Source organism: Micromonospora sp. WMMD710 (genome assembly GCF_029626045.1).
Classification (GTDB): Bacteria; Actinomycetota; Actinomycetes; order Mycobacteriales; family Micromonosporaceae; genus Micromonospora.
Genome location: NZ_JARUBD010000001.1, coordinates 4,295,109 through 4,316,477, shown reverse-complemented (window position 1 = coordinate 4,316,477; position 21,369 = coordinate 4,295,109). Strand labels below are relative to the sequence as shown.

General features: G+C 70.9%; 17 protein-coding genes and 2 pseudogenes. 14 read left to right on the top strand and 5 right to left on the bottom strand.

Annotation, left to right across the window (positions count from 1 at the left end; genetic code table 11):
* Positions 1-17: 17 nt before the first annotated feature.
* Both O7620_RS19875 and O7620_RS19870 read right to left on the bottom strand, forming a co-directional pair.
* A pseudogene (locus O7620_RS19875) lies at positions 18-1,655 on the bottom strand (glycoside hydrolase family 13 protein).
* Between the two features lie 192 nt (positions 1,656-1,847).
* Positions 1,848-2,933 (bottom strand): LacI family DNA-binding transcriptional regulator, encoded by a 1,086-nt coding sequence (locus tag O7620_RS19870; protein WP_151489369.1) that lies wholly within the window; start codon positions 2,931-2,933, stop codon positions 1,848-1,850.
* Positions 2,934-3,131: 198 nt separating this feature from the next.
* Between O7620_RS19870 and O7620_RS19865 the strand changes: the two genes are divergently transcribed.
* The 12 genes from O7620_RS19865 (at position 3,132) to O7620_RS19810 (ending at position 17,947) form a co-directional block, all read left to right on the top strand.
* Positions 3,132-4,379: a maltose ABC transporter substrate-binding protein gene (locus O7620_RS19865; protein ID WP_278124363.1), complete on the top strand. Its 1,248-nt coding sequence runs from the start codon at positions 3,132-3,134 to the stop codon at positions 4,377-4,379.
* Complete coding sequence (locus O7620_RS19860) at positions 4,379-6,013, top strand: ABC transporter permease subunit (RefSeq protein WP_278124362.1); 1,635 nt, start codon at positions 4,379-4,381, stop codon at positions 6,011-6,013. Before O7620_RS19865 ends, O7620_RS19860 begins: the two co-directional genes overlap by 1 nt.
* Before the next feature lie 5 nt (positions 6,014-6,018).
* On the top strand, positions 6,019-6,933 hold the full coding sequence (locus O7620_RS19855; RefSeq protein ID WP_278127067.1) for a sugar ABC transporter permease: 915 nt from the start codon (positions 6,019-6,021) through the stop codon (positions 6,931-6,933).
* Positions 6,930-8,741 (top strand): glycoside hydrolase family 13 protein, encoded by a 1,812-nt coding sequence (locus tag O7620_RS19850; RefSeq protein ID WP_278124360.1) that lies wholly within the window; start codon positions 6,930-6,932, stop codon positions 8,739-8,741. Before O7620_RS19855 ends, O7620_RS19850 begins: the two co-directional genes overlap by 4 nt.
* A 68-nt stretch (positions 8,742-8,809) precedes the next feature.
* Positions 8,810-9,157, top strand: coding sequence for a hypothetical protein (locus tag O7620_RS19845; protein ID WP_151489373.1), 348 nt, complete (start codon positions 8,810-8,812; stop codon positions 9,155-9,157).
* Between the two features lie 277 nt (positions 9,158-9,434).
* Entirely contained in the window at positions 9,435-10,502 is a 1,068-nt protein-coding gene (locus O7620_RS19840; protein WP_278127066.1) for a BMP family ABC transporter substrate-binding protein, read from the top strand.
* A 191-nt stretch (positions 10,503-10,693) separates the two neighbouring features.
* Complete coding sequence (locus O7620_RS19835) at positions 10,694-12,265, top strand: ABC transporter ATP-binding protein (protein ID WP_278127064.1); 1,572 nt, start codon at positions 10,694-10,696, stop codon at positions 12,263-12,265.
* Positions 12,262-13,617 carry an ABC transporter permease gene (locus O7620_RS19830; RefSeq protein ID WP_278124357.1) on the top strand — a complete coding sequence of 452 codons (1,356 nt, stop codon included), beginning with the start codon at positions 12,262-12,264 and terminating at the stop codon, positions 13,615-13,617. The genes O7620_RS19835 and O7620_RS19830 overlap by 4 nt, the downstream gene beginning before the upstream one ends.
* A 3-nt stretch (positions 13,618-13,620) precedes the next feature.
* A complete protein-coding gene (locus tag O7620_RS19825; RefSeq protein ID WP_278124355.1) occupies positions 13,621-14,901 on the top strand; it encodes an ABC transporter permease in 1,281 nt (426 codons plus the stop codon).
* A gap of 79 nt (positions 14,902-14,980) precedes the next feature.
* Positions 14,981-15,691 (top strand): cytidine deaminase, encoded by a 711-nt coding sequence (locus O7620_RS19820; protein WP_278124353.1) that lies wholly within the window; start codon positions 14,981-14,983, stop codon positions 15,689-15,691.
* Between the two features lie 183 nt (positions 15,692-15,874).
* Positions 15,875-17,155 (top strand): thymidine phosphorylase, encoded by a 1,281-nt coding sequence (locus tag O7620_RS19815; RefSeq protein WP_278124351.1) that lies wholly within the window; start codon positions 15,875-15,877, stop codon positions 17,153-17,155.
* 111 nt (positions 17,156-17,266) lie between these two features.
* Complete coding sequence (locus O7620_RS19810; protein WP_278124349.1) at positions 17,267-17,947, top strand: DUF4272 domain-containing protein; 681 nt, start codon at positions 17,267-17,269, stop codon at positions 17,945-17,947.
* Positions 17,948-17,949: 2 nt separating this feature from the next.
* Here the strand turns inward: O7620_RS19810 and O7620_RS19805 are convergent, their stop codons facing one another.
* Together O7620_RS19805 and O7620_RS19800 are read right to left on the bottom strand one after the other, a co-directional pair.
* The gene (locus O7620_RS19805) at positions 17,950-18,804 is read right to left on the bottom strand and encodes a putative RNA methyltransferase (RefSeq protein ID WP_278124348.1); all 855 of its coding nucleotides are present in this window, start codon (positions 18,802-18,804) and stop codon (positions 17,950-17,952) included.
* A gap of 1 nt (position 18,805) precedes the next feature.
* A complete protein-coding gene (locus tag O7620_RS19800; protein WP_151489381.1) occupies positions 18,806-19,297 on the bottom strand; it encodes a MarR family transcriptional regulator in 492 nt (163 codons plus the stop codon).
* A gap of 97 nt (positions 19,298-19,394) precedes the next feature.
* Between O7620_RS19800 and O7620_RS19795 the strand changes: the two are divergent.
* Positions 19,395-19,499: pseudogene (locus O7620_RS19795) on the top strand (PPOX class F420-dependent oxidoreductase); the annotation flags it as partial.
* A 45-nt stretch (positions 19,500-19,544) separates the two neighbouring features.
* Positions 19,545-20,618 (top strand): adenosine deaminase, encoded by a 1,074-nt coding sequence (locus tag O7620_RS19790; RefSeq protein WP_151489383.1) that lies wholly within the window; start codon positions 19,545-19,547, stop codon positions 20,616-20,618.
* A gap of 3 nt (positions 20,619-20,621) precedes the next feature.
* On the opposite strand, the gene O7620_RS19785 is transcribed toward O7620_RS19790, so the two are convergent.
* Positions 20,622-20,957: a hypothetical protein gene (locus O7620_RS19785; protein WP_225854347.1), complete on the bottom strand. Its 336-nt coding sequence runs from the start codon at positions 20,955-20,957 to the stop codon at positions 20,622-20,624.
* Positions 20,958-21,369 lie beyond the last annotated feature (412 nt).

Below are 21,369 nucleotides of genomic sequence, written 5' to 3'. Positions count from 1 at the left end.
GAGAACGGGTTACCCGCTCAGCGGCGTTCCAACCAGACGGCCGCGTCAACCGGCAGCAGATGGCCGGAGCCCTCCCCGGTCAGCGCCGCGCTGGCGACGACCGGCTGGCCGTACCCGTCGATCAGGACCGGCGCCCCGCTCAGGTTGACCACGCAGGTCAGCACGGTGTCGCCGGCGGCGCGGGAGAAGGCGAGCACGCCCGGCCCGGTCTCCAGTTAGGTGATCCCGCCGGCGTCGGCGGCCAGCGCCGGGTGGTCGTGACGGATGCGCAGCGCGGCCCGGTACAGCTCCAGCGTCGAGCCGGGCACGCCGGTCTGCGTGGCGACGGACAGGGCCTGCCAGGTGGAGGGTGCGGGCAGCCAGCTCAACTTGCTGCCGGCCGGCCCGAAGCCGTACGGCGCCAGCTCACCGGTCCACGGGATCGGCACCCGGCAGCCGTCGCGGCTCTCGCCGGTGCGCAGGAACGCGGGGTCCTGGCGCAGCTCGTCGGGGAGGTCGAGCACCTCGGGCAGGCCCAGTTCCTCGCCCTGGTAGAGGTACGCGCAACCGGGCAGGGCGAGCATCAGCAGGCTGGCCGCGCGGGCCCGACGTAGCCCTTCGGGGCCGTCGCCGTAGCGGGTGACGTGGCGCTGTTTGTCGTGGTTGGACAGCACCCAGGTGGTCGGTGCGCCGACCACCGCCGCCTCGGCCAGCGCGGTGTCGATCACCTTGCGGAACGAGTCGGCCGACCAGGTGGCGTCGAGGAAGTCGAAGCTGAACGCCTGGTGCAGTTCGTCCGGGCCGATGTAGCGGGCGAGCCGTTGCGGGGTCTCGGCCCACGCCTCGGCGACCGCCATCCGGCCGCCGGGGTAGCTGTCCAGGATGGGTCGCCAGGCGCGGTAGATCTCGTGCACCTCGTCCTGGTCGAAGTAGGGCAGCCGGCCCCTGCCGAGCAGTTCGACCTGGCGCTGGCCGGTGGTCAGGATGCCGAAGCCGACGTCCGGCAGCCCTTCGGCCTTGATCATGCCGTGGGCCACGTCGATCCGGAAACCGTCCACGCCCCGGTCCAGCCAGAACCGCAGCACGTCCTCGAACTCGGCGCGGACCTCCGGGTGGCGCCAGTTCAGGTCCGGCTGGGCCGGGTCGAACAGGTGCAGGTACCACTGGCCGTCGGCGACGCGGGTCCAGGCCGGCCCGCCGAAGATGCTCTCCCAGTCGTTCGGCGGCAGCTCACCGTGCGCGCCCCTGCCATCGGCGAAGAGGTAGCGGGCCCGCTCCGGTGAGCCGGGGCCGGCGGCGAGGGCGTCGACGAACCAGCGGTGCGCGCTGGACGTGTGGTTGGGCACCAGGTCGACGATGATCCGCAGGCCGAGGGCGTGCGCGTCGGTGATCATCGCGTCGAAGTCGGCGAGGGTGCCGAACATCGGGTCCACGTCGCGGTAGTCGGCGACGTCGTAGCCGCCGTCGACCATCGGGGACGTGTAGAAGGGGGTCAGCCAGAGCGCGTCCACCCCGAGGTCGTGCAGGTACGGCAGGCGTTGCCGGATGCCCTGGAGGTCACCGACACCGTCGCCGTCGCTGTCGGCGAAGCTGCGGACGTACACCTGGTAGACGACCGCGGCGCGCCACCAGTCGTCGTCGGCGGTGCGGTGCGGGGTGGTGGTGCTGGCGGTCATCGGTTGGCGTTCCCCGTCTGTGTCGGGCCGGCGCGGTGGCACCCGTTGCGGTGCGGCCGGCTGCCCGCGCGGGTGTCTCAGCAATATGCCGGCCAAGCGCTGCAAGAGTCAAGCAGTTCTTGCGCAAGGAATGGCGGCTCGATGCGGCCGCAGTTCGGCCCCTGGTGTCCCACCAGACGGGCGGGCCGGCGGTCAGGCCGAGACGGCGAGCGCCGACGAGCCGCCCCGGCGCCGGTTCGACCCGCCCGCGCCGTGGCGGGCGTCGGCCGGGGCGACCGCGGTCGAGCCGCGCACCACCAGCTCCGGGCGGAACAGGTACTCGGAGTGCGGTGCGCCGTGCCCGTTGATCTCGTCCACCAGGGCCCGGACCGCGGCCACCGCCATCGCGATCACCGGTTGGCGCATGGTGGTCAGCGGCGGGTCGGTGAAGGCCATCAACGGCGAGTCGTCGTACCCGACGACGGAGAGATCGCCCGGAACGGTCAGGCCCCGTTGGCGTGCCGCCCGGACCGCGCCGAGCGCCATCAGGTCCGAGCCGCAGACCACGCCGGTCACGCCCCGGTCCAGCAGCCGGCCGGCCGCCGCCTCGCCACCCTCCACACCAAACAGCGACAGCTCGGCGAGCGGGCCGAGATCGGCCTCGGCGACGCCGGCCAACCGGGTCATCGCGGCACGCCAGCCGGCCACCTTGCGCTGCACCGGGACGAACCGGTCCGGGCCGGTGATCAGGCCGATCCGCCGGTGTCCGAGTGCGACGAGGTGGGCCACGGCCAGCTCGGCGGCCTCCCGGTCGTCGCAGGAGACGAAGGGCGCGCCGATGCCCGGCACGTACCCGTTGATCATCACGACCGGCAGCGGCCGGGCGATCAGCGCCCGGTAGCGGTCGTGGTTGGCGGCGGTGTCGGCGTGCAGGCCGGACACGAAGACGATGCCGGAGACCTGCCGGTCCAGCAGCATCTCCACGTACTCGTCCTCGGTGACGCCGCCGGCGGTCTGCGTGCAGAGCACCGGTGTGAACCCACTCTGCGCCAGGGTCGACTCGATGACCTGGGCGAAGGCGGGGAAGATCGGGTTGTCCAGCTCCGGCACCACCAGGCCGACCAGTCCGGCGCTGCGCTTGCGCAGCCGGGCCGGGCGCTCGTAACCGAGCACGTCGAGGGCGGTGAGGACGGCCTGCCGGGTCTCCGGGGCCACGCCGGGGCGGTCGTTGAGCACCCGCGACACCGTGGCCTCGCTGACTTCGGCCTGCTGGGCGATGTCGGACAGTCGAGCGCGCATGGCGGCACTTTAGCCCACCGGCAAGTTCTTGCGGGGCTCTCTGCAAGCCCTTCCATTATCTGCAACGTCTTGCTAACGTCCCCGCAACATACGAGAGCAGCGGCGCAGTTCTATGCGCCGGATGGCAAGAACTTCCAGAGGTTCCCACTGGCGGGCCGCCCTTCCCCCGGCGGACCCGCCATGACGACAGGAGTACCGATGCGCATCCGTACCGCGGGTGTGGTCGCCCTCTTCGCCCTGGCGCTCGCCGCCTCCGGCTGTGGCGGCGACAGCGACAAGCCGGCCGCGAAGGAGTCCCCCAAGGCCGCCGGCGGCAAATTGGTGATCTGGGCGGACGACAAGCGGACCGCCGCCCTGAAGCCGTTCGCGGAGAAGTTCGGCACCGAGAACGGCGTCACCGTGGAGGTCCAGGCCGTCAGTAAGGACCTGCAGACCAACTTCGTCACCGCCTCGCAGCAGGGCAGCGGCCCGGACGTGGTGGTCGGCGCGCACGACTGGATCGGCAACCTGGTGCAGAACGGCGCCATCGAGCCGGTGCAGCTCGCCGCCGCGCAGAAGAGCGCGTTCAACGAGACCGCCATCAAGGCGGTCACCTTCAACGGCCAGCTCTTCGGCGTCCCGTACGCGCAGGAGAACCTGGCGCTGATCCGCAACACCGAGCTGGCCCCCGAGGCGCCGAAGACCATCGAGGACCTGGTCGCCAGCGGCAAGAAGCTCAAGGCGGAGAAGAAGGCCACCGAGACGCTCTGCCTCCAGGTCGGCCAGAACGGCGACGCGTACCACATCTACCCCCTCTACACCTCGGCCGGCGGCTACCTCTTCGGCACCGCCGCGAACGGTGACTACGACCCGAAGGACCTCGGTGTGGGCAAGCCCGCGTCGATCGAGGCGTTCAAGAAGATCGGCGCGCTCGGCGAGAAGGGCGAGGGTGTGCTCAAGCGCTCCATCGCGGACACCAACTCGATCGCCACCTTCACCGGCAAGAAGTGCGCGTACCTGGTCTCCGGCCCGTGGGCGGTCGCCGACGTCAAGAAGGCCAACATCAAGTACGACATCTCCGCCATCCCCGGCTTCGCCGGCGGCAAGGAGGCCCAGCCGTTCGTGGGTGTCCAGGCGTTCTACGTCGCCGCCAAGGGCAAGAACAAGGCGCTGGCGCAGGAGTTCGTCGCCAACTACACGACCACTCCCGAGCTGGCCGTCGCGCTGTACAACGCCGAGCCCCGGCCGCCGGCGCTGACCGCCGCCCTCGACCAGGTCAAGGGCAGCGACCCGGACCTGGCCAAGTTCCAGGAGGCCGGCAGGAACGGCCAGGTGCTCCCGGCGATCCCGGCGATGGCCGCCATCTGGGACCCGTTCGGCAAGGCCGAGGCCGCCGTCATCGGTGGGGCCGACCCGACCAGCACCATCACCGCCGCCGGCAAGACCATCTCCGGCCAGATCAAGTAATGAGTACGCCGCTGTCCGGCCCGGGGTCTGCCACGCAGACCCCGGGCCGGGGGCCTGTCGACTCCCGGCCCCCGCGCTCCCGCGCCGCGCACCACGCGCCGATCACCCTGTCCGGCCTCGTCGGCAAGGTGCTCCTGCTCGGCCTGACCGCCGGAATCGCGGTCTGGGCGGCCTTCCCGCTCATCGACGGCGAGAAGTGGGCCGGCCTGGCCCTGTTGGCGGCGACCACCGCCGGCCTGTTCTACCTGTACCTCACCCGCCGGCACATCCCGGCCAAGTACCTGGTCCCGGGCACCCTGTTCCTGATCGCCTTCCAGGTCTTCCCGGTGCTCTACACGGCCAGCACCGCCTTCACCAACTTCGGTGACGGGCACCGGGGCAGCAAGGACGAGGCGATCGTCGCGATCCAGACCTCCTCGGTCACCCAGGTGCCCGGCTCCACGGAGTACGCCCTGTCGGTCGCCACCAAGGGCGACCCGGCCACCGGCCCGCTCGTCTTCCTGGTCACCGACCCCGCCACCGGAACGGTCTCCGCCGGCGACACGGGTGGGCTGCGCCGGCTCGACGCCGACGACGTCGCCGTCGCCACCGGCGGCAAGGTCACCGCCGCCGACGGCTACACCGTGCTGAACTTCGGCCAGGCCAGCGCCCGCAGCAAGGAGATCACCGACCTGGTGGTCCCGACCGCCGGCGGCGCACTGCGATCCAGCGGCCTGTCCCGCGCGTACGAGGGCAAGGCGGTGCGGGCGTACGAGGCCGGCTGCGACTGCGTCCGGGACACCGCGACCGGGCAGACCTGGACCGCCGACGAGGAGGTGGGCGCCTTCGTCGCCGCCGACGGCGAGCATCTGACCCAGGGCTGGAAGATCAACGTCGGGCTGCGCAACTTCACCCGGGTGCTCACCGACGAGAACATCTCCGGCCCGTTCCTCGGCACCCTGATCTGGAACTTCGCCTTCGCCATCGGCTCCACCGGCGGCACGTTCCTGCTCGGCATGCTCATCGCGCTCGTGCTGCACTCGCCCCGGATGCGCGGCACGAACCTTTACCGGGTGCTGCTGGTCCTGCCGTACGCCATGCCGTCGTTCGCGATGCTGCTGGCCTGGCGGGACATGTTCAACGCCGACTTCGGGCTGATCAACAACCTGTTCGGGCTGGACGTGGACTGGTTCGGTCAGCCGTGGACGGCCCGTTTCGCGGTGATCCTGGTGCAGCTCTGGATCGGCTACCCGTACATGTTCCTGGTGGCCACCGGCGCGCTGCAGGCCATCCCGCGCGAGCTGACCGAGGCCACCTCGGTCGACGGGGCATCGCCCTGGCAGTCCTTCCGCGCGGTCACCCTGCCACTGCTGCTGGTCGCGCTGTCGCCGCTGCTGATCTCGTCGTTCGCGTACAACTTCAACAACTTCAACGCGATCTACCTGACCACCGAGGGTGCGCCCTTCCCGGCCGACAACCCGACCAACGGCGCCACCGACCTGCTGATCACGTACACCTACCGGCTCGCCTTCGGCGGGCAGGGCGCGGAGTTCGGTTTCGCCGCAGCGATCTCGCTGTTCATCTTCGCCATCGTCGCCGTGGTTTCGACGGTCGGCTTCCGGCGGACCCGCAAGCAGGAGGAGGTGTATTCGTGACCACCCTGAGCGGGGCCGCGCGTACCGGCGACAGGCCCGCAGTCAACCGTAACGTCACCGGCCGGCGGCGCAACCGCTGGTTCGCGCAGGTCGGCTGGCGGCACCTGGTCGCCGTGCTCGGCGTGCTGTTCAGCCTTTTCCCGATCGTGTTCGTGCTCTCCGCCGCACTCAACCCGCTCGGCACGCTCTCCACCACCGAGCTGGTGCCGACCGGCGGGGTGTCGCTCGGCAACTTCAGCGGGCTGTTCGAGCGGACCGCCTTCGAGCGGTGGTTCCTCAACTCGCTGCTGATCGCCGGGGTGGCCTCGTTCGCGTCGGTGTTCCTGTCCGCGCTGGCCGCGTACGCCTTCTCGCGGATGCGGTTCCGCGGCCGGCGGGTGGGTCTGCTCTCGCTGCTGCTGATCCAGATGTTCCCGCAGTTCCTGGCGATCGTGGCGATCTACCTGATCTTCGGCACGATCACCGACCTGTGGCCGTCGATCGGCTTCAACACCCCGTGGGGCCTGCTGCTGCTCTACATGGGTGGCGCGCTCGGCGTGAACACCTGGCTGATGAAGGGCTTCTTCGACACCCTGCCCCGGGAGCTGGACGAGTCGGCGACCATGGACGGGGCCTCGCACGCCCAGGTCTTCTTCCGGATCATGCTGCCGTTGGTGGCGCCGATCCTGGCGGTGACCGGTCTGCTGGCGTTCATCGGCACCATCAACGAGTTCCTGATGGCCAACGTGTTCCTCACCAGCACCGACTCCAAGACCCTCGCGGTCGGCATGTACGGCATGTTGCAGGGCAACGAGCGCAACAACAACTTCGGCATCTTCGCGGCCGGCACCCTGCTCACCGCGATCCCGACCGTGCTGGTCTTCCAACTCCTGCAGCGCTACATCGTGTCCGGCCTGACCGCCGGAGCGGTCAAGGGATGAGCATGCGGCAGCCGCACCACGACGGATCCGCCCGCTACGTCCCGCAGCAGGAGCCGGTGCTGGGGGAGACGGTCGACGTCTTCGTCCGGGTGCCGGTCGGCGCGGACGTCGGGCAGGTGCACGTCCGCACCACCGGTGACGGTGAGCCCCGCTTCCGGGAGGCCACCGTGGACCGCGTCGAGGGCGACACCGTCTGGTGGCGGGCCGAGGTCGAGGCCCGCAACCCGGTGAGCAACTACCGTTTCCTGCTCTCCGGTCGGCGTGGCCCCACCTGGTTGACCGCGGCCGGCGTGGTCGACCACGACGTGCCCGACCATGGTGACTTCAAGCTGGTCACGTACGCCGCGCCGCCAGCCTGGGCACGGGACGCCGTCATCTACCAGATCTTCCCGGACCGGTTCGCCCGATCCGCGGGCGCCGACGCCCGACCGCTGCCGGACTGGGCGATCCCGTGCGACTGGGACACCCCGGTGATCGGGCGGGGCCCGGAGACCCCGCACCAGTTCTACGGCGGTGACCTGGACGGGATCACCGAGCGGTTGGACCATCTGGACCGGCTCGGCGTGAACACGGTCTACCTGACCCCGATCTTCCCAGCCCGGTCCAACCACCGCTACGACGCCGCCAGCTTCGACCGGGTCGATCCGCTGCTCGGCGGGGACGCCGCGCTGGCCCGGCTCGCCGACGCGGTACGCGCCCGGGGCTGGCGGCTGCTCGGCGACATCACCAGCAACCACACCGGGGACGGTCACGACTGGTTCAGCGCCGCGTCCTCGGACGTGCACGCCGCCGAGCGGGAGCTGTACTACTTCGACGAGGCCGGGGACTACGAGTCCTGGAACGGCGTCAAGTCCCTGCCGAAGCTGAACTGGGGCAGCGCCGAGCTGCGTCGCCGCTTCGCCACCGTGCCGGACGCGGCACTGCGCCGCTGGCTGCGCCCGCCGTACGGGCTGGACGGGTGGCGGGTCGACGTGGCGAACATGACCGGCCGGCGGGGCGCCGACGCGTACACCCACGAGGTGGCGGCGCTGCTGCGTTCGGTGGTCGTCGACGAGCGCTCGGACGGCCTGCTGATGGCCGAGCACGGCCACGACCACACCGGCGACCTGGACCGTGACGGCTGGCACGGCACCATGAACTACGTCGGCTTCACCGACCCCGTCTGGTCCTGGCTGCGGCACGGCGACCAGCCGGTGCCGAACTTCCTGGGTACGCCGGGCGGGGTGCCCCGCCGCGACGCGGGCACGGTGCTGGCGACCATGGACACCTACCGTTCACTGATCTCCTGGCGCTCGTACGTGCACTCCTGGCAGCTGCTCGGCTCGCACGACTCGGCGCGGATCCGGACGGTGGTCGGTGACGCGGCCCGGCAGGAGGTGGCCGCCGGTCTGCTCGCCACGATGCCGGGCACCCCGATGATCTTTGCCGGGGACGAGCTGGGCCTGACCGGCACCAACGGCGAATCCTCGCGTACCCCGATGCCGTGGCACCGGCCGGACGCCTGGGACACCGGCACGTTCGCCGCGTACCGGGCGCTGATCGCGCTGCGCCGCGGTGAGCCGGCGTTGCGCCACGGCGGTCTGCGCCGGCTGCACGACGACCCGGACACGCTGGTCTTCCTTCGCGAGGCGCCGACCGGCGCGGTGCTGGTGCTGGCCCGGCGGGCAGCCGGTGTGCCGGTCCGGTTGGCCGGGTTGCCGGCCGCCGAGAACGTGTACGGCGCAGCGCCCGCGCTGCGGCCCGGCCCGGACGGGGCGGTGACCCTGCCCGGTCACGGCCCCACCTTCCAGGTCTGGCGGTGGGGCTGAGCGGTGGTGACGCGCCGACCACCGGACCCCCTACTACAAACCGTCGTTGATAGGGGAGGATGAGCGGCGTGGAAGCACTGCGACTGATCCTCCTCTATGTCCATCTGATCGGCTTCGCCCTGCTGCTCGGCGGCTCGATCGCCCAGTACGCCAGCGGCAGGCTGCGGATCAACCCCGCCATGCTCTGGGGGGCCGTGATCCAGTTGCTGACCGGCCTCGGGCTCGCCGCGCCGCTGCGCGGCGGCGGTGACGACGAGCCGGCACCGGCGAAGCTTGTGACGAAGTTGGTGATCGCGCTGCTGATCTTCGTCATGGTCTTCTTCTCCCGGAAGCGGGACGTGGTCAACCGCGGGCACTTCCTCGCGATCGTCGGTCTGACCCTGGTCAACGCGGCGGTGGCGGTCTTTTGGCGGTAACGTCCGGGGAGGGGATGGCCCCCGCGAACCGGACGTTCGGGACGCCTCCATGCGCGGTTACCAGCACGAAGAGTGACTTGCCCCACGCAAGGGTTACACCCGGGTAACAGGCGTTCAACAGTCGTGCACGATTGTCGGCCGGTGGGTGGGCGCGGGCGTACGCTCCCGTCCGTAACGTGGGACAGCCGGCGGCACACCCGCAGGTCGGCTGATGGGCTGCCACCGCACTAGGCGCGGTGTGCAATGGGAAGGAGACGTCTTGCGCTCGGTGCGTGGGATGCGGATCGCCTCGATCTTCGCGGTGGGTGGGCTTCTGCTCACCGCCGCCGCGTGTGGCGAGGCCCCCGATGATGACAACAACGCCGGCAGTGGCGCCAAGAAGTACAGCGCCTGCATGGTGACCGACGTCGGTGGCATCGACGACAAGTCGTTCAACACCTCGGCCTGGAAGGGCCTGCAGGAGGCCAAGGCCGCCAACAGCAACATCGACATCAAGTTCGTGGCGTCGAAGGCCGAGGCCGACTACGAGCCGAACCTGACCCAGTTCGTCAACCAGAAGTGCGACTTCATCCTGGCGGTCGGTGGCCTGATGGCCAACGCCACCTCGAAGATCGCCAAGGCGAACCCGAACCAGCAGTTCGGCATCGTCGACGCCAACCCGGGTGACGCCAACGTCTACCCGATGCAGTTCGACACCGCCCAGGCCGCGTTCCAGGCCGGCTACCTGGCCGCCGGGATGAGCAAGAGCGGCAAGGTGGGCACCTACGGTGGTCTGCCGATCCCGCCGGTGACCATCTTCATGGACGGCTTCGTCGACGGCGTGGCGTACTACAACACCACCAAGGGCAAGAACGTCCAGGCGCTGGGTTGGAACAAGGAGACCCAGAAGGGCTCCTTCACCAACGACTTCGCCAAGCAGGACGAGGGCAAGAAGGTCTCCGACGCGCTGGTCGCCCAGGGCGCGGACATCATCATGCCGGTCGCCGGCGGCTCCGGCCTCGGCACCACCGCCGCCGCCAAGGCGTCGGGTGGCAAGTACAGCACCATCTGGGTGGATGTCGACGGCTGCGAGAGCACCCCGGACTGCTCGGCGATCATCACGACGGTCGTCAAGAACATCCCGGAGGCCGTCAAGGAGGCCGTGCTGAAGGCCGCCGGTGGCGAGAAGCTGGAGGCCAAGCCGGGCTTCGTCGGCACCCTGGCCAACACCGGTGTCTCGATCGCCCCGTTCCACGACTTCGACAGCAAGGTCCCGGCCGAGCTGAAGGCAGAGGTCGACAAGATCAAGGCGGACATCGCCGCGGGCACCATCACCGTCACCTCGAAGGCTCAGCCGACCAAGTGACGACCGGCCAGCTCCTCCGGTGAGATCATCGGAGGGCCGGCGGGGAACAGGTACGACCGATCCGGCCGCTCCGGCGCCGCGGGTGACCCCCGTGGGGCCGGAGCGGCCGATCGCGCGCCACGGCGACCGGCCGGTCCGGCCCGGTCGCCGGCAGCTACGCTGCACCATCGCTCGCACTCCAGGAGGTTGCGCTGAGACTCGAACTGCGCGGCATCACCAAACGATTCGGTGATCTGGTCGCCAACGACCACATCGATCTGACGGTCGAGCCTGGAGAGATCCACGCCCTGCTCGGCGAGAACGGCGCGGGCAAGTCGACCCTGATGAACGTGCTCTACGGGCTCTACCAGCCCGACGAGGGCGAGATCCTGGTCGACGGCAAGCCGCTGAAGCTGAAGGGCCCGTCCGACGCGATCGGTGCCGGGATCGGCATGGTGCACCAGCACTTCATGCTGGTGCCGGTCTTCACCGTGGCCGAGAACATCATGCTCGGCGCCGAGCAGACCAGGGGCGGCATCGCCGGATTCCTGGACCGGCGGCGGGCCCGGCGCGAGGTCGCCGAGGTGTCCGAGCGCTACAACCTGCGGGTCGACCCGGACGCGGTGATCGAGGACCTGCCGGTCGGCATCCAACAGCGCGTCGAGATCGTCAAGGCGCTCACGCGCGACGTCGACCTGCTCATCCTGGACGAGCCGACCGCCGTGCTCACCCCGCAGGAGACCGAGGAACTGCTGACCGTCATGCGGTCGCTCAAGGCCGCCGGCAAGTCGATCGTCTTCATCACCCACAAGCTCGGCGAGGTCAAGGCCATCGCCGACCGGATCACGGTGATCCGACGCGGGAAGACCGTCGGCACCGCCTCGCCGGAGGCCAGCCGGGACGAGCTGGCCGCGCTGATGGTCGGGCGCAACGTCCGGCTCACCGTGGACAAGTCCCCGGCCACGCCGGGCGACCCGGTGCTGGAGGTGGCCGGGCTGGTCGTCGACGACGACCGGCAGATCCGCGCCGTCGACGGGGTGGACCTGACCGTGCGCGCCGGTGAGGTGCTCGGCGTGGCGGGCGTACAGGGCAACGGTCAGACCGAGCTGATCGAGGCGATCATGGGTCTGCGGCCGGTGCTCGCCGGCACGGTCAGCCTGGCTGGCGACCGGATCGACGGCTGGAAGACCAAGAAGGTGCTCCGCGCGGGCGTCGGCTACGTGCCCGAGGACCGCAGCGTGGACGGCCTGGTCAAGGAGTTCAGCGTCGCGGAGAACCTGGTGCTGGACATCTACGACCGGCCGCCGTTCGGTGCCGGGCTCGCGCTGAAGCCGGACGCCATCACGTCCTCGGCCAAGGAGCGGATCGAGCAGTTCGACGTCCGTACCTCATCGGCCGACGCGCCGGTGGGCACCCTCTCCGGCGGCAACCAGCAGAAGGTGATCGTGGCGCGGGAGTTGTCCCGCCCGCTGAAGCTCTTCATCGCCGCCCAGCCGACCCGCGGCGTCGACGTCGGGTCGATCGAGTTCATCCACAGCCGGATCATCCATGAGCGGGACGTCGGGACCGCCGTCGTGGTGGTCTCCAGCGAACTCGACGAGGTGATCGGGCTGGCCGACCGGATCGCGGTGATGTATCGCGGCCGGATCATCGGCGTCGTCGGCCCGGACACCCCGCGCGAGGAGATCGGCCTGCTGATGGCCGGCATCAGCCCGGACGCCGCCGCTGCGACCGACGGGGGCCCCGCGACCGACGCGGGCTCCGCGAGCGAGGACGAGGCATGACCAACCCCAACCCGCAGTCGGGCTCTCCGGACAAGGAGCCGGCGAGCGAGGCGCAGGCCGCGCAGAACGCCCTCGGCAACACCGAGCGGGCCAGCACGACCACCGCGCCGAAGCCGTCCGAGCCGGAGCCGAAGCCGTCCCTGGGCCGGCTGTTCCTGGACAACCTCTGGGCGGCCAACACCTTCACGGTGACCCTGCTGTCGCTGGTGCTGGCGGTCGTGGTCGGCGCGGTACTGATGATCATTTCTGATCCGGACGTGCTGCACACCTACTCGTACATCACCGCGCGTCCCTCCGACGCGTTCAGCGCCAGCTGGACACTGGTGAGCGAGGCGTACGCGAACCTGTTCAAGGGCTCGGTGTTCGACCCGGAGGCGTTCGCCGGCTGGTTGAACGGCAGCAACGGCTGGCAGGCCGTGCTGGCGCCGATCTCCGAGACGCTCACCTACGCCGTGCCGCTGGTCTTCACCGGCCTGGCGGTGGCGCTGGCCTTCCGCGGCGGCCTGTTCAACATCGGCGCGCAGGGCCAGGCCACCATCGGCGTGATCCTGGCGGCGCTGGCCGGCTTCCTGCTGCCGCTGCCGCCCGGCCTGCACCTGCTGGTGGCGGTGCTGGCCGGCGCCCTGGGTGGTGCGCTCTGGGGGTTCATCCCGGGCATCCTCAAGGCCCGCGCCGGCGCACACGAGGTGATCAACACGATCATGCTCAACTACGTCGCCACGTACTTCCTCACCTGGCTGATCGTGCAGAACGGCGTGCAGGACCCGAAGCGCACCGACGCGATCAGCAAGGCGGTCGACACCTCCGCCCAGCTGCCCCGGCTCCTCGGCGACAACCTGCGGGTGCACGCCGGCATCCTGCTCGCCGTGCTGGCCACCTGGGCGGTCGCCTGGCTGCTCAACCGCTCCACGCTCGGCTTCGAGCTGCGGGCGGTCGGCGCCAACCCGGACGCCGCCCGGACCGCCGGCATCAGCGTCACCCGGACGTACATCCTGATCATGGTGTTCTCCGGGATCCTGGCCGGCCTCGGCGGCTCGAACATGGTGCTCGGCTCCACGGCCAGCGCGCTGACCCCGCTGGTGGTCGCGCAGATCGGCTTCGACGGCATCCTCGTGGCGCTGCTCGGTCGGGTGAAGCCCTGGGGGGTGCTGCTCGCCGCGCTGCTGTTCGGTGCGCTCCAGGCCGGCGGCAACCGGATGCAGTCGTACTCGGGGATCTCGCTGGAGCTGGTGACCGTGCTCCAGGCGCTGATCGTCATCTTCATCGCCGCGCCGGCCCTGGTGAAGGCGATTTTCCAGCTCCGGGCCGCACGTGCCGCCCGGTTGCAGACGAGCCTGGCGAAGGGCTGGTAACTCATGTCCACCATGGCTGTCCCCGACGTCGCGGTCGCCCCGGTCGACGAGGGCTTCTGGACCCGTAGCCGCAAGGTCGGCCTCACGCTGCTGGCGCTCGGCCTGTTGGCGGCGGTGCTCTTCGGGGCGCTCGCCACCGACCAGCAGGCCCGGTTCACCCTCAGCGACGACGCTGCCGGTGCCGCACTGGAGATCAACGGCACGATCGGCGCGATCCTGTTCGGGATCATCGCGATCGCCGCGGGCGCGGCGCTGCTCGCCGGGGTGCCGAAGCGCTGGTTCCTGCCCGTGCTCGGCGTCGGGCTGGTCGGCTTCGTGCTCTCGTTCCTCTGCTGGCAGGTCTCCGCCGCGCCGACCGGGCAGAACTTCATGCCGCTGGTCAACATCATCCGGGGCACGTTCATCCTGGCCCTGCCGCTGATCTTCGGCGCGCTCGCCGGGGTGCTCTGCGAGCGGTCCGGTGTGGTCAACGTGGCCATCGAGGGTCAGCTGCTGATGGGCGCGTTCAGTGGCGCCCTGTTCGGCAGCATCTCCGGCAGCGTCTGGGTGGGCCTGGTCGCCGCCGCCGTCGGTGGGGCGTTCATCTCGCTGCTGCTCGCCGTCTTCGCCATCCGCTACCTGGTCGACCAGGTCGTCATCGGCATCGTGCTGAATCTGCTGGCGGTCGGCGTCACCGGCTTCCTCTACGAGCGGCTGATGCAGACCGACGCGGAGCGGTACAACAGCGCGCCCCGCTTCAGCAACTGGGAGATCCCGCTGCTCAAGGACATCCCGGTGCTCGGTCCGGCGCTGTTCCGCGGCAACATCTTCCTCTACGTCGGCCTGCTGCTGGTCCTGGTGATCCACATCGGGCTGTTCCGCACCCGCTGGGGTCTGCGTACCCGCTCGGTCGGCGAGCACCCGACCGCCGCCGACACGCTCGGCGTCAAGGTGCTGCGGGTGCGCTACCGCAACGTGCTGCTGGCCGGCGTGGTCGCCGGCATCGGCGGCGCGTCGTACACGCTGGCGCTCTACTCGTTCACCAAGAACATGATCGGCGGCAAGGGCTTCATCGCGCTGGCCGCGCTGATCTTCGGCCGGTGGAACCCGACGGGGGCGCTGCTCGCCGCGCTCTTCTTCGGGTTCGCCGACCAGCTCGCGACCTACCTGAGCGCGATCAACAGCTCGATCCCCAGCCAGTTCCTGGCCATGCTGCCCTACCTGGCCACCATCCTGGCGGTCGCCGGGCTGGTCGGCCGGGTTCGCGCACCGGCCGCCGACGGCAAGCCCTACATCAAGGGCTGACCCGCCCCCACCGCGTCAGGGCGTCAGGGTGGGGTGCCCTGGTGGGGTCTGAGCTGGGTTACTTCGGCAGAATGGCGGCATGACCGACATTGACTGGCCGCGGCTGCGGGCCGCCGCCACCGAGGCGATGCGGCACGCGTACGCGCCGTACTCGACGTTCCCGGTCGGCGCCGCCGCGCTGGTCGACGACGGCCGCGTGGTGGTCGGCTGCAACGTGGAGAACGCCGCGTACGGGGTGACGCTCTGCGCCGAGTGCGGGGTCGTGTCCAGCCTGCACGCCACCGGTGGCGGTCGGCTCGTCGCGCTCTCCTGCGTCGACGCGACCGGTGAGCCGTTGATGCCGTGCGGCCGGTGCCGGCAGCTGCTCTGGGAGCACGGCGGGCCGGAGTGCCTGATCGAGTCGAAGACCCGCCCGCTGCGGATGGCCGAGTTGCTGCCGCACGCCTTCGGCGTGGAGGACCTGGAGGCGGTGACCGGCGAGACGCCGTTGCCCGTCGTCCCCGAACGGCTGGCCGCCTGGCGCGGACGCGGCACCGTCTTCGTGCATCCGGATCTCGCGGCCGGGCAGCAGGTCTGGACGGCGTACTGGGAGCGGTCGGCCGGAGACGACGCCGGCGCCGAGACCGGGGTGCTGGAAGAGGCGCCGAGCTGGGACGATACGGCCGAGGCGATCACCTGGGGCCTGGCCCGGACGCCCCGAGTGGTGGTGGTGGACGAGACCGGCACGATCTTCTGGGCCGGCGAAGGTGAGCCGCCGCTGGAGATCCCGGTCCGCTGGTCCGCCGGCTGACCGCAACGCCGCAAGCGGGCACGCCGCCCCGCCCGCCCCGCCATGATCGTGCTCGATCCTGGAAGTAGTGCCCAACCCCCGATGCGAGGGGACTACTTCCAGGATCGAGCGCGATCACCACGGCACCGAGCCGGCTCGCACGGCCCCGTACTGATCCACAACGATGTGAGAAGGAACCCCACGGTGAGTGCTTTTGCTGCTGTCGACGTTATCCGGGTGAAGCGGGACGGGGGTGTGCTGTCCGACGCGCAGATCGACTGGGTGGTCGACGCGTACACCCGGGGGGTGGTCGCCGACGAGCAGATGTCCGCGCTGGCCATGGCGATCCTGCTCAACGGCATGACCGGGCCGGAGATCGCCCGGTGGACCGCTGCGATGATCGCCAGCGGTGAACGGCTGGACCTCGCGGCGGTACGCCGGCCGACCGTCGACAAGCACTCCACCGGCGGCGTCGGCGACAAGATCACTCTGCCGCTCACCCCGCTGGTGGCGGCGTGCGGCGCTGCCGTACCGCAGCTGAGTGGGCGCGGCCTCGGGCACACCGGCGGCACGCTCGACAAGTTGGAGTCCATCCCGGGCTGGCTGGCCACGGTGAGCAACGACGAGTTCATCGCCCAGCTCGACGAGGTCGGCGCGGTGATCTGCGCGGCGGGTGCCGGCCTGGCCCCGGCGGACCGGAAGCTGTACGCGCTGCGCGACGTGACCGGCACGGTGGAGGCGATTCCACTGATCGCCAGCTCGATCATGAGCAAGAAGATCGCCGAGGGCACCGGTGCGCTGGTCCTCGACGTCAAGGTCGGCTCGGGCGCGTTCATGAAGTCCGTCGACCAGGCGCGCGAGCTGGCCCGGACGATGGTCGAGCTGGGCGGCGCGCACGGGGTGCGGACGGTCGCTCTGCTCACCGACATGTCCACCCCGCTCGGCCTGGCGATCGGCAACGCGGTCGAGGTGACCGAGTCCGTCGAGGTGCTGGCCGGTGGTGGCCCGGCCGACGTGGTGGAGCTGACGGTCGCCCTGGCCCGGGAGATGCTCGACGCCGCCGGCCTGCCGGACGTCGATCCCGCGGCGGCGCTGCGCGACGGCCGGGCGATGGACTCGTGGCGGGCGATGATCCGGGCGCAGGGCGGCGACCCGGACGCGCCGATGCCGACCGCCGCCGAGGTCGAGGTGGTCCGCGCCGAGCAGGACGGGTACGTGGCGGCCGTCGACGCGTACGCCATGGGGGTTGCCGCGTGGCGTCTCGGCGCGGGCCGCGCCCGCAAGGAGGACCCGGTGAGTGTGCCGGCGGGTGTGGTGCTGCACCGGCGTCCGGGTGACCAGGTGCGGGCCGGCGACCCGCTGTACGAGTTGCGCGCCGAGGAAGCGACGCGGATCCCGGCGGCGCTGGCGGAGGCGGCGCGTGCGGTACGGATCGCGCCGACCGCGCCGGCGACGACGCCGCTGGTCTTCGAGCGGATCGGCTGACCGGACGCGAGGCCGGGGTGGCGTGGTGCCGGTCACCTGGGAGCGCTATTCTCCCAGGCCAAGGGGGGACAGCCGGCCTTGAGCCGTCGCGAGCAGACAGGAATTTGCCCCGTGACCGTACCTGCTCCCGATCCTCGTGAGGTACGCGAGGCGAGCCTGGACGAGCTGTCCCGGCTCGGCCTGCCGTTGCCCCCGGCCCAGTTTCCGCTCGTGTGGGAGCCGGGTGACGAGATCGAGTTGCGTCCGACGCCGGAGATCGAGGCGCGGATCGCCGTCCTGCATCTGATCCTGGCCCGCTGTTTCGGGATGCCACCGCAGGCCGCGATGAGCTGGCTGCTCGGTTCGCATCTGGTCGAGATGGTCACCCCGCCGGAGTGGCAGTTCGTGATGGGCGGCAGGGGCGACCACCGCTCGTTCGTGCTGCACCACGACGCGCTCTTCGCGCTGGTCTGGGTGCTGGGGCTGAGCAAGCAGCTCGACCCCACCCTGGCCGTGGACGAGCGGCTGGTGGAGCGGCTGCCGCACATTTCGGAGGGGGAGACGTTCCCCCGCTGGCAGGCCCGGATCCTCACCGCGCCGCAGCATCCGGCCGACGCCGCCGCGTTGCTCGACCTGCACTACTGCCTGGACTGGGCGTACCTGGAGACGGAGCGCGGCGGCCGGCGGGCGCCGGGCCTGGTCGACGCGAACGCGATCGGCCAGCGGCGGTGGGCGTTGGAGTGGGCGGTGATCCTGCGCGGGCCGTACCACGACGAGCCGCCCGGCTGGGAAGAGGTCGACCTCTCCACCTGAGGTCAGCGGGGGCGGTGGGCGTCGAGCCGGACCGCCACGGTCACCCGGACCGGTTCGGGCAGCGCGGCCACCCGGGCGGCGAGGGCGCCGGGGTCGGTGTGCCAGGCGCTCGGACCCATCCCGACCAGGGTGGCCACCCCGGCGCGGGTCAGCGTCAGTTCGGCCCGGTGCGTCGTCGAGCCGACCGGGGTGAAGTGCCCGCCGAGGCTGGCGGCCACCCGGTCGGCCTTGTCCGGGTCCACCCGCAACAGGTCGAGGGCGTCCACCAGTTCGGTGAGGTGGTCGGCGGCGGGCGTGACCACCAGCAGTGTGCCGGCCGGGTCGAGCACCCGGTGGAACTCCGGCCCGTTGCGCGGAGCGAAGACGTTCAGCAGTACGGCCGTCGAGCCGTCGGCGAGGGGCAGCCGTTGCCAGGTGTCGGCGAGCGCCGCGGCCGCCCGTGGATGCGCCCGGGCCGCGCGGCGCAGCGCCGGCTTGGAGACGTCCAGGGCCAGACCCACGGCGTCGGGCAGCGCCGCCAGCACCGCGCCGAGATACCGGCCGGTGCCGGCGCCAGCATCCACCACCAGGGGGTACGCCCCGAAGCCCGCCACCGCCCGCGGCACCGCGTCGGCGAGGGCGCCCGAGATCAGGTCGTAGTGCCCGGCGGCGAGGAAGTCGGCTCGGGCGGCCACCATCTCGGCGGTGTCCCCGACGTGCGGCGCGCGCCCGGCGAGCAGGTTGACGTACCCCTGCCGGGCGATGTCGAAGCTGTGCCCGCGTGGGCAGCGCAGCGCCCGGGCGGTGCCGGCGGTCGCCTCGGTCAGGGGCTCGCCGCAGACCGGGCAGCGCAGCTGTCGCAGGATCCGGGGGTCCACGTCAGGTCTCCGTGCCGCGCCGCGGGCGGGGCGCGCGGCCCTCGGCGAGGTGGTCGACGACCCGGTGGGTGAACGCGCCGAGCGCCTCGACCTCGGCCGGGGTGAGCAGGTCGAGGAAGTGCCGCCGGACGGCCGTCACGTGGCCGGGGGCGGCGGCCTCGATGGCGCCACGGCCGGCGGGGGTGAGCACGACGATCGCGCCGCGGGCATCGTCGGGGCATTCCTCGCGGGTGACCAGGCCGCGCTGCTGCATCCGGGTCAGGTGGTGCGAGAGCCGGCTGCGGGACCAGAGCATCCGGTCTGCCAGTTCGCTGAGGCGCAGCCGTCCCTGGGGTGTTTCGGAGAGGTCGGAGAGCACGTCGTAGTCGGGCTCGGACAGGCCGCCGTCCTGGGTCAGCTCCCGGGCCAGCTCCAGGTCGAGCAGTCGTCGCATCCGGCGGTAACCCCGCCAGGCGTGGTCCTCCCGGGCGTCCAGCCAGCGTGGCGCGTCCATGCCGCCCAGCCTAACGGCTTGGTTGACATGTCATCGGATCACCCCCTACGGTCGATGACATGTCAACGAACCGGTTGTGGGAACTGTTCGGCACCCGCGCGGTGAGCACCCCGACTGGTCGGAGTACCGGTCGGCCATGGTCGCCGACGGTCGACTGGTGATCCGGCTCGCCGTCACACACGTCTACGGCTGGCCGGGATGAGCGGGCTGGCGCTACCGGCCGCAGCGCGCTGACTAGGGTCTGAGCATGGTCGCAACTATCCGATACGAGGACATCGTCAAGGTCCCGAAGGCGCTGCTGCACGACCACCTCGACGGCGGGCTGCGGCCGGCGACGATCGTCGAGCTGGCCGCGGAGGTCGGCCACGAGCTGCCCACCACCGACCCGGAGGCGCTCGGGCGCTGGTTTGTCGAGGCGGCGGACTCGGGCTCGCTGGAGCGCTACCTCGAGACGTTCGCGCACACGGTGGCGGTCATGCAGACCGCGCCCGCGCTGCGCCGGGTGGCCCGCGAGTGCGCCCTGGACCTGGCCGCCGACGGCGTGGTCTACGCCGAGGTGCGTTTCGCCCCGGAGCAGCACCTGGAACAGGATCTGAGTCTCGACGAGGTGGTCGAGGCGGTGCTCGCCGGGTTCGCCGAGGGCACCGCGCAGGCCGTCGAGGCGGGCCTGAGCATCCGGGTGGGCACCCTGCTCACCGCGATGCGGCACGCCGCCCGATCGCAGGAGATCGCCGAGCTGGCGGTGCGGCACCGGGACGCCGGGGTGGTCGGCTTCGACATCGCGGGCGCCGAGGCGGGCTTCCCGCCCACCCGGCACCTGGACGCCTTCGAGTACCTGCAACGGGAGAACTTCCACTTCACCATCCACGCCGGCGAGGCGTTCGGCCTGCCGTCGATCTGGCAGGCGATCCAGTGGTGCGGCGCGGACCGGCTCGGTCACGGGGTGCGGATCGTCGACGACATCGCCTCCGACGGCGCGCTCGGCCGGCTGGCCGCGTACGTGCGGGACAAGCGCATCCCGCTGGAGCTGTGCCCGTCGTCGAACGTGCAGACCGGGGCGGTGGACTCGATCGCGGACCACCCGATCGGCCTGCTGCGGGACCTGCGGTTCCGGGTCACCGTCAACACCGACAACCGGCTGATGAGCGGCACGTCGATGTCCCGCGAGATGTCGCTGCTGGTGGACACCTTCGGCTACGGCTGGCGGGAGTTGCAGTGGTTCACCATCAACGCGATGAAGAGCGCCTTCATCCCGTTCGACGAGCGACTGCGGATCATCGATGAGGTGATCAAGCCGGCGTACGCCAAGCTGCTGGCCTGACCGTCAGTGGTGCGGGTGGCCGGCGAGCAGGCCGGCCACCCGGCGCAGCACCTCCCGCGCGCGGGCCGCCTCGGCACCGAGCCCGGTCTGCCGGCGCAGCACGGCGGGTTCGGCCCGCAGCAACGCCACCCCGCGCCGCACCAGCACCCGGGGCGCCTTGCGCTGCTCGGCGAGGTCACGGGCCAGCCGGCGTACGAAGGTCGCTGCGCGCGGGCGTCGCAGCGCGTACGCCCCGGCGAGCAACCCGCGGCGGCGGCACTCCTCGACGATCTCGGCGGCGAAGATCCCTTCCGCGACGAAGATTGGCGACCCGGCGACATCAAATGGCCGGGTGGCCACCCTTCGATCCGCGCCGATCGCATAAACCGGCACATCGGCCCGACCATGGCGGGCCAGTTGGGCAATCGTTTCGACCGCCGTCAGAGCGTCCCACGAGTCGGGTGATTCCCAATCGACCTGGCCGTTTCGGTGCGGCAACGTAGGGTCATCACCGTCTTTGTAGAAGTCGTCCAGGCAGAGCACCGGCAAGCCGGTTTGCTGAGCTATGTACGACTTTCCGGAGCCCGAAGGCCCAGCGAGCAGGACAACGCGGTGCGGATGTTTCATTACCTTCAGTTACTCCGGCCAGACAGACTGCTATCAAATCGTATCAACATCTCATCACACCTTCGGCGGGTGACAACCTGGGCTTTCTTCTTGCCGGGCGTCGTGATGGAATCTCGGGGGTCCGACCCGCCGGGTCGGTCGCTGG